The sequence below is a fragment of the Adlercreutzia sp. ZJ141 genome (assembly GCF_011038965.1).
Lineage (GTDB): Bacteria > Actinomycetota > Coriobacteriia > Coriobacteriales > Eggerthellaceae > ZJ141.
On sequence record NZ_JAAKEB010000046.1, the window covers coordinates 1 to 1,906 of the forward strand.

3 protein-coding genes are annotated in these 1,906 nt (G+C 54.5%); all 3 read left to right on the forward strand.

The features are described from left to right. On the forward strand, positions 1-561 hold a 561-nt coding region (locus tag G7Y44_RS10210; protein ID WP_165249658.1), incomplete at its 5' end, for a tyrosine-type recombinase/integrase. A gap of 13 nt (positions 562-574) precedes the next feature. Continuing rightward, a complete protein-coding gene (locus G7Y44_RS10215) occupies positions 575-1,489 on the forward strand; it encodes a tyrosine-type recombinase/integrase (RefSeq protein WP_165249660.1) in 915 nt (304 codons plus the stop codon). Continuing rightward, positions 1,482-1,906, forward strand: a 425-nt coding sequence (locus G7Y44_RS10220) for a tyrosine-type recombinase/integrase (protein ID WP_165249661.1), incomplete at its 3' end; no start/stop codon positions are given. The genes G7Y44_RS10215 and G7Y44_RS10220, both read left to right, overlap by 8 nt.

The following is a 1,906-nucleotide window of genomic DNA, read 5'->3' on the forward strand; positions in this document are numbered from 1 at the left end:
ATGACAGATGCCGACGAGCTACAGTCAATCCTGTCTGTCGAAACGAACCCCGAGGTCGGCAGTCGTAACCGAGCAGCACTACTGTTAATGGCCAACATGGGACTTAGGTGCTGCGAGACCACAGCGCTTACGCTGGAGCACATCGACTTTCGCAATGGTACGGTTACCATTCCTGCGATCAAGGGAAACGAGACCAGGAGACTGCCCTTGGAGCATGAAGCAGGCAAGGCACTCGCCAACTACATCGCTAACCATAGGCCGAGCAGTGAGAGCAGAGCGGTGTTTCTTCGCAACAAGTCGCATCGCGGGGAGCCTTTGAGTCTGTCCCAGATGCGCAACTCGCTTCGCTATCAAGCCCGTCTTGCCGGCATTCCCGACTTCGGAACGCACATGCTAAGAAGGTACGCTGCTACTTCGATGGTAGAACGTGGTGTGCCCTTGAAGGTGGTCGCAGATGTGCTAGGTCATACGGAGATCCAAACCTCAAAGACCTACCTGCGCATCGACATCGACGGCCTTCGCATGGTGGCCGCAGATTGGCCGGGTGATCACCGTGGGTAAGATGTCTGATTTGGTGAACAACTATGTCGCCTACAAGCGTTCCCTTGGCTACAAGATCAAAATAGAAGCCGCCACGCTTGAGAGATTTGCCCTTTACGCCGACTCCGAGCATGCGGGAAAATCCCTGTCATCATCATTGGTGCTGGCATGGATCAAAACGTTTGAAAGCGCATCGGATTGGTATTGTGCCCGCCTATACGAAACGGTTCATACATTTTCCCGCTACGCATGCCTTGTCGACGAGGGATCGACGCTACTGCCCAAAGGCCGCGGCAAATGTCACGGAAAGAACAACCCCTACATCTACGAAGACAACGAGATTGAAGCGATGATGAGTGCGCTGTCGAAGATCTATTCGCCTGACGGATTACGGGCCAAGTCTGCATCCACCATGTGCGGACTCATGCGTTCGTGTGGACTGAGGCCATCGGAATGCACGCACCTGACAATCAGCAATTACGATGCCAGTAAAGGTGTGATCGATATTATTGCTACGAAGTTCAACAGGTCACGGCGCGTGCCGCTTAGCGACAGCGCAGCTCGTGTAATTGAGACTCATCTGTCGTCGATCCCTGCGTCCTGCGCCGACTTGCCGATGTTTCCAAGAAACGGTGGCCGCCCTTTCGACGTGCGGGCCCTTGAGTACGCTTGGCAGATAACGCGCGATGTGCTTCTTCCCGAAGGCGAGAATACGTGGAGCCGCCGTCCCCCTCGTCCATACGACGTAAGACACACCTTCGTTACAAAAACCTTGGAAGGTTGGCTTGCGGCTGGAAAGGACATCAACGCGATGATGCCCTACCTCAGCGCCTATCTTGGGCATCAGAAGATCGCCGACACCTACTGGTACCTATCGGCTACAGAAGGCCTGCTCAAAATTGCCTCGAACCTGTTCGAAGAGTATGCAGGAGGTGGTTGCCATGACTAAGGTAGGTGCCACGTTCCAAAAGTTGGTCGAGTCTTGGTTTCTCTCATGGCTCATGGGTCATCGCGGCCTGTCCCCGCAGACAATTTCCTCGTACCGAGATGCCTTTAGATTGCTCATTGGATGGCTGAGAGACGAATGTGACATCGAACCCGGAAACATTGGCTTTGATGACGTTGATCGCGACAATGTCGTCGCCTTCCTCGATTACCTGCGCAAAACGCGTGGATGTTCAGCGAAGACCGTGAACTGCAGGCTCTGTGCGATAAAGTCCTTCGCTGGATATGTCGCCTGTGAATGTCCCGAGCGCTCTGCTTGGGCGAAGGGCTTGTCATCAATCAAACCCCGGAAGGAAGCGAAGCCGGCCCTTGACTTTCTGACCCCAGACGAAGTCGAGGCGATGGTGAATGCCTGCGATGC